The organism is Tetzosporium hominis (genome assembly GCF_002265435.1).
GTDB classification, from domain to species: domain Bacteria; phylum Bacillota; class Bacilli; order Bacillales_A; family Planococcaceae; genus Chryseomicrobium; species Chryseomicrobium hominis.
Genome location: NZ_NOKQ01000267.1, coordinates 1 through 6,692, shown reverse-complemented (window position 1 = coordinate 6,692; position 6,692 = coordinate 1). Strand labels below are relative to the sequence as shown.

4 protein-coding genes and 2 pseudogenes are annotated in these 6,692 nt (G+C 42.2%); 4 read left to right on the top strand and 2 right to left on the bottom strand.

Features of this window, described 5'->3' with window-relative positions; genetic code table 11:
- The 3 genes and pseudogenes from CF394_RS12000 to CF394_RS11990 form a co-directional block, all read left to right on the top strand.
- Window positions 1-2,519: MucBP domain-containing protein (locus CF394_RS12000; RefSeq protein WP_165767554.1), on the top strand; the 2,519-nt coding region annotated here is incomplete at its 5' end.
- A gap of 59 nt (window positions 2,520-2,578) precedes the next feature.
- Window positions 2,579-3,199: a class D sortase, LPxTATN-specific gene (srtD, locus tag CF394_RS11995; protein WP_094943920.1), complete on the top strand. Its 621-nt coding sequence runs from the start codon at window positions 2,579-2,581 to the stop codon at window positions 3,197-3,199.
- Window positions 3,200-3,320: 121 nt separating this feature from the next.
- Window positions 3,321-4,436: pseudogene (locus CF394_RS11990) on the top strand (IS4 family transposase).
- 637 nt (window positions 4,437-5,073) lie between these two features.
- Here the strand turns inward: CF394_RS11990 and CF394_RS11985 are convergent.
- Window positions 5,074-5,457 (bottom strand): hypothetical protein, encoded by a 384-nt coding sequence (locus CF394_RS11985; RefSeq protein WP_094943919.1) that lies wholly within the window; start codon window positions 5,455-5,457, stop codon window positions 5,074-5,076.
- 64 nt (window positions 5,458-5,521) lie between these two features.
- Here CF394_RS11985 and CF394_RS16380 point away from each other — a divergent pair.
- Window positions 5,522-5,650: pseudogene (locus CF394_RS16380) on the top strand (transposase domain-containing protein); the annotation flags it as partial.
- Between the two features lie 318 nt (window positions 5,651-5,968).
- Here CF394_RS16380 and CF394_RS11980 read toward each other — a convergent pair.
- Window positions 5,969-6,646 (bottom strand): DUF817 domain-containing protein, encoded by a 678-nt coding sequence (locus tag CF394_RS11980; protein WP_094943917.1) that lies wholly within the window; start codon window positions 6,644-6,646, stop codon window positions 5,969-5,971.
- Between the last annotated feature and the right edge of the window lie 46 nt (window positions 6,647-6,692).

Below are 6,692 nucleotides of genomic sequence, written 5' to 3'. Positions count from 1 at the left end.
CACAAAGTGGTGTGGTCGGAGAAGAATATGAAACGACACCGGAAGAAATTGAAGGCTACGTGCTGATCGAGACACCGGCCAACGCGTCTGGTGAGTTCACAAAAGAGGCCCAGACCGTTATTTATGTCTATGCACCAAAACAGGACCCTATCAACGAAGGAACTCTTACAGTTGAGTACGTAGATGAAGATGGAAACCCGCTTCTTGATCCAACGGTGGAAACAGGAGAGGTTGGTTCGCCATATGAAACCACCGCACCTGAAATCGAAGGATTTGAACTAATCGAAACACCGTCCAATGCAACAGGAGAATTCACAGAGGATCCGCAAACGGTGACTTATGTGTATAAACCTGTCCAGATGCCGGTTGAAACGGGTACAGTTGTCGTTAACCATGTCGATTCAGAAGGCAACCCGCTAGCCGGAACGGAGCTTCTATCAGGGGAAGTCGGAACGGGCTACACGACGGAAGAAAAAGTGTTTGAAGGGTATGTGCTAGTTGCCGTGCCTAACAATGCGTCTGGTTCCTTTACGAAAGAAACGCAGTCTGTAACCTATGTCTACACGCCTGAGGAAGTAACGGAAGTGAAAGGTGTTATCGTTATTGAGTATGTAGATGAAAATGGAAATCCGATTGCCAGTCCGACTGTTAGTTCGGGTCTTATTGGATCCGGCTATGCGACAACACCACTTGAGATTGCCGGCTATGAATTAGTTGAAGTTCCTTTCAATGCGGACGGATCATTCAGCAATGAGCCTCAAATCATCAAGTATGTATACGTTAAAAAAGCTGATCCGATGGGTACCATTGTCGTTGTACACGTGGATGAAGAAGGGAATGAATTGATAGCAGCCGAGACAGTGACAGGTGTAATCGGTTCACCTTACAACACAGAAGCAGCAACAATCGCTGGTTATGAATTAGTTCAAACACCAGGAAATGCTGCTGGTTCGTTCACAGGTGAACAACAGATTGTTACGTATGTCTATGCACCAGTTGAAACAGAAGTACCTACTGGAACCGTACTTGTTGAATATGTTAATGAACAGGGAGAATCTCTGGTAACACGTGATTCGTTCACAGGTGAAGTTAATTCGCCATATTCAACTCAACCAGTTCAAATTGAAGGATACGAATTAATTGCAACACCAGAAAATGCCGCGGGGGTATTTACAGAAGGAACACAAGTTGTTACTTATGTTTATGCGCTAATTCCGGAAGAGCCGGTTGAGACACAAGGAGCGATTGTGGTTCAATTTGTGGATGAGGCCGGTAATATTTTGAAAGATTCACAGGCATATACGGGAGTGGTAGGTGCAGCCTATAGTACTGATCCTGCTGTGATTGAAGGATATGAGCTGATTGTGACTCCTGAAAATGCTTCAGGAATCTACACTGCGGATACTCAAATAATCACTTATGTATATTCGAAGATCGCTGTAGAACCGCAGAATGGCATCGTGAACGTTATATTTGTTGATGAGGATGGTAACCCGTTGGCTGACCCACAAATGCTGACAGACGTGATCGGAGAGGCTTACAGTACGTCTCCTGCCGCGATTGATGGCTACGAGCTTGTTATTACACCTGACAATGCAAATGGGACGTTTAAAGAAGCACCACAGACAGTTGTTTATGTTTACAGTTCGACAGAAGTACCTGTGGAAATGGGAGAAGTAACAATTAAGCACGTCGATCAAGATGGAAATCCGATCGCAGATTCTGAAAAGCTAACAGGCGAAGTAGGAAGTGAATACACGTCTACTCCGAAAGAAATTGAAGGATACAAACTTGTCGAGCAGCCGGAGAACGCGAACGGCACATTCACAGACGGTTCACAAACCGTGACTTATGTGTATGAAAAAATCAAAGACACACCAGTATCAGGGGAAGTCAAAGTAATTTACGTCGATCAAGATGGAAATCCGATCGCAGATTCTGAAAAACTAACAGGCGAAGTAGGAAGTGAATACACGTCTACTCCGAAAGAAATTGAAGGATACAAACTTGTCGAGCAGCCGGAGAACGCGAACGGCACATTCACAGACGGTTCACAAACCGTGACTTATGTGTATGAAAAAATCAAAGACACACCAGTATCAGGGGAAGTCAAAGTAATTTACGTCGATCAAGATGGAAATCCGATCGCAGATTCTGAAAAACTAACAGGCGAAGTAGGAAGTGAATACACGTCTACTCCGAAAGAAATTGAAGGATACAAACTTGTCGAGCAGCCGGAGAACGCGAACGGCACATTCACAGACGGTTCACAAACCGTGACTTATGTGTATGAAAAAATTACGTCTAATCCAGTACCAACAGAGCCACAACCAACAGAGCCACAACCAACAGAGCCACAACCCGATCACCCTGAACCAGATCAACCGGTTCAAGATAAATTGCCACAAACAGCAACGAATACGTTCAATATAATGATTATGGGTGGCCTCATGATGATTATCGGAATGATAATGTTGCTAGTTTGGAACAAACGTCGTAAGACACTTGAAGTAATGTAATAAGGAGGCCCTCTTTTTTCTCTTGATTAAAGAGGGCCTTTATTTTAGGAGTGAGGGCAATGAAGCGAGCAGGCATTGGTTTTCTATTAATTGGCTTCTTAGTCGTCAGTTATGCCATGTATGAATTAGTTCAAGGCAGTGCGGAAGTCGACAAAGAACTAATCGCTGCAAAGCAGATGATTGAAGAAAATAAAGAATTAATTGCTGGAAAGCAGAAGTCTGTAGAAGGCTCAGCAAAGGGAGAAGAGGAAACTGATCTGCTTCCAGATTTTCAGTTGGAGGTAGGGGACAATGCTGGTGTAATTGAAATTGACTCCGTAAAGATTGAGGCACCAATCATTTCTGGCACAGATGAAGGATCACTACGTAAGGGTGTAGGTCATATGCCATCTACCAAGCTTCCGGGACAGAACGATCAAATTTTACTGGCCGGGCACCGAGACACCGTTTTTGAACCTTTGGAGGGCATTAAAGAAGATGATTTGATCAAAATTACTATGCCATATGGAACGTACGAATATAGAGTGATTGGAACAGATGTGGTGAAAGGCAGTGACACATCCATTATCCAATCAAGTGATAAGGAAGAGCTGGTTTTGGTTACCTGTTATCCGTTTCAACTATTTGGCGCTGCATCTGACCGTTTTATTGTCTATGCAGTACCACTAGTGTCGCGTTAATTTATTTTGAAGATTAGGAATTCATAAAACATTCAAAAACTGACGAAAATCAAAAGAAAAAGTCCTTTATAATGGAAAGGTCAGGTAGTTCCTGTCCAAATCCAATAAAAAGGACTCACGCATGGACAAGAATACACGAAAAACTTCATTTGGTAAATGGGTTAGCCCCATAAATTTTGAAAAATTTAACGAAACCGTGATGATTCACGGACAAGATCGCTACACAAAAAAACTGACAACACAGGCCTATACACTGTTGATGTTGCACGCCCATCTAACACAAACGGACAGCCTTCATGCGCTCAAAGCCGCACTTGCGAGCGATGACCTTGCCCAGGCAGCCGGAGTTGAATCCATTAGCGTGTCCCAGCTCTCCAGAAAAAACAATGAGCTAGATCCGGCGATTCTTTCGAATCTTTTCCTGCAGCTCATGAGTCAGGTCAAAGGGAAGAAGCAGGTACCTCATGGCGCGATGCCGTTGAAAATCATTGACTCCACCACGCTTCCCTTAAACGTCAACCAGTTTGAGTGGGCGAAATTTCGTAAGACCAAAGCTGGTGTCAAATTGCATCTACGCATCGTTTTCGATGAAAAGGGAACGCATTATCCCGACAAGGAAGTCATCACGAATGCCAAGGAATCCGACCGCAATCAGCTGGAAGTCCTCGTCGACGATAAGGAAGCCATGTATGTTTTTGACCGGGGTTACATGGATTATGGACAATTTGATCAGTTCACCGATGACGCTCGCTTTTTTGTCTGTCGCTTGAAACGGAATTCCATCGTCAACTCAATCGAAAACTTCCCACTTCCGCAAGGATGTGATACCGTTTCGGATACGATGGCACTCATTGGAAGCGCGACGAACTGTACGGAAAACTTTTTCCGGATCATCGTCGTTCCGGACGGCAATGGCGGCGAGTTGCGCCTGATCACCAACCGATTTGATCTCACCGCAACGGAAATCAGCGATATCTACCGATCCCGGTGGGCAATCGAATTGTTTTTTAAGTGAATCAAGCAACACGTGAACATCAAGCATTTCTACGGGCAAAGCGAGAACGCCGTAAAAAATCAGATTTACCTCGTGCTGATCGCTTACTGCTTAAACGTGCTGATTCAGATGGAAACGAAAAGTAAAAAGTCGATTTTGACCATTACGCGCCTGCTTAAAGCGAAACTTTGGACGGAGTCTCGACATTGGCTCTGCCGGATCGAAGACCAAGCGGTTCCGTAAAGTAGACTCTCCACTTCTGTTGCCTTAGTCGAATTGTATAAATCTATCAAATGGACAGTGCTACCTTTATTCGGATGCTTCCCTTTTTGGCAAAAATAATTGAAACATATTGACTGAATATTTCGTCAATATTTATGCAACACTAGTGATGCAGTACCTATCATTTAAGGTTTCAGCAAACAGAACGAATTTAAAGCAATTAGATACAGCAAATAAGATTGTCAACTACCTGGGTGTGAAATAACTTTAGTGACTCAGGGGTTAGACTCAGCTAAAAGAAAAATAGCTAATAACATGTGAAATGACCGTCGATTAATATCGAGGGTCATTTTTCGTACAGCAATTCCGGTATTGTGGACGTAGTATATAGGTTTTCAGATTATGGTTTTATACAATCTTTTTAGGTCGCCATCATGAATGAAAAAAGTATTCTGCTCAATTTCCAACTGGTTTTATTTTCGCTTAAAATACAATAATTGAGGAATGTCGATACTGTTTTCATTTTCTACTGTAGCAACGAGTGCATCAAACAAAATCAGCCAATATAACTGAAATTCTAACTTTTGGAGTACACTACATTCCGAAATCCTTTTTAAAGTAGGTGATTAATAACCTGTCCATAGGTTGGAGAGAACTATCAATCGATAATTAAAAATTTGTTGTTTTTTATAGTATAGGTACCATGTTCCCTTGAAAGAACAACAGTTCTGACAGCATTTTTTTCATCAGCAAATACCAATAAAAAACGATCGTCCAACATATCAATTCCGCCATTGTCACCTTTAAATTGAATATTCATTGAAGCGTCAATTGATTCATTTGTTGTATAGGGCTCAAATAAACTGACTTGAGTCCAGGGAAATTGGGCTACCTCTGTTAAATCAATTTGTGTGACTCCCTTTTCTAAAAAGGAGTCAATTTCTTTAGCTAAATCCTTGTCTTGATTAGCTCTATTTCCTAATAGATTGATAGCTAGACCTACAATAGCAATAACAATGATTACATAAATTATTTTTTTCATAAGCTTCTAATACTATGAGAGAGGAATAGAACAATGGAATTTTTAGGATTCTAAGTAGAGATAACCATTTGTTATCGGCAGGAAGAATTGGCTGTTAGCAGCCTCGACAGGAGGAGCCACTTCAAGCGCCATCACATACAGTCTCATCGAGACTGCCAAGGAAAATGGACTCAATCCTTTCTACTACCTGCAACTTTTTTCGAAGAACTTCCACAACGCGATCTAGAGAAGCTCGAGTCCTTCGAAGATTTGATGCCGTGGTCGAAAAACTTACCAAAGAATTGTTACATTGTTATATCCAATCTAAGAAATGGTAAAACACCAAGCAAAATCAATAGGCCGATTTTGCTGGGAAATTTTTTAATAAGTAGTAACGTGTTCAGTATTTGATGCTTTCATTTTTGTGGATAAGGTTTGAAAGTAAACTTACCAACATGTGGATAAGTGCTGTTGGTTGTTTCTATATAAACTGTGGATAATGAAACCTTCCTGAAAGTCGAGGAAGGTTTTTTCACGTGATTTTTTCTTTCACAATTTTCAAGTTTGCGACGATTAAGAAACTGACGATGACAAGAAGCAGCCAAGAGCTGATTTTGCCGAGATGGACGAGTTGCCAACCGTCTTGCTGGTCAGGGTAATGCCAAGCACCTAGAAGTGTCGCGATATTTTCGCCCACCCAGATCAGAAGGCCGATGAGAAAAAAATAGACAATCAAAGGCAAGTGGATGCGGGACCGGTTAAGGAGAAACGTGAGCTTTGTCCGGAAAAATACAACAACGACAAGTCCGAATAGCACCCAGCGGAAATCCCATATGTAGTGATGCGTGAAGAAGTTTAAATAGATACCAGTGGCAAGAGGCACAGCTAAATAAAGAGAGGGCCATTTAAGTAATTTCACATCAAAGATACGCCAGAATTGGCAGAGATAGCTTGCAACACTTGCGTACATGAAGCCACTGAAGAGCGGAACGTTCATAATTTTGAACAGACCTTCCTCCGGGTAGCTCCAAGAACCCATGTTGACTTTGAACATCTCCATCAACAGACCGATCAAGTGAAAGACGGTGATGACCTTGAGTTCATCAACACTTTCTAAGCCCGTTTTGACCATAACGAACTGCATCAGGAGACAAAAGATCAGCAGCCAATCGTAACGGGCGAGTAAGGGCAGGTCAATAACGAGTGTCATACCAAGCCCAGTGGTAATATGTCAACCGAAAAAAATGAGTGAATTG

Bases quoted from the DNA above. Each gene is read 5' to 3' on its own strand.
- srtD (WP_094943920.1), top strand. From the start codon at position 2,579: ATGAAGCGAGCAGGCATTGGTTTTCTATTAATTGGCTTCTTAGTCGTC.
- CF394_RS11985 (WP_094943919.1), bottom strand. From the start codon at position 5,457: ATGAAAAAAATAATTTATGTAATCATTGTTATTGCTATTGTAGGTCTA.
- CF394_RS11980 (WP_094943917.1), bottom strand. From the start codon at position 6,646: ATGACACTCGTTATTGACCTGCCCTTACTCGCCCGTTACGATTGGCTG.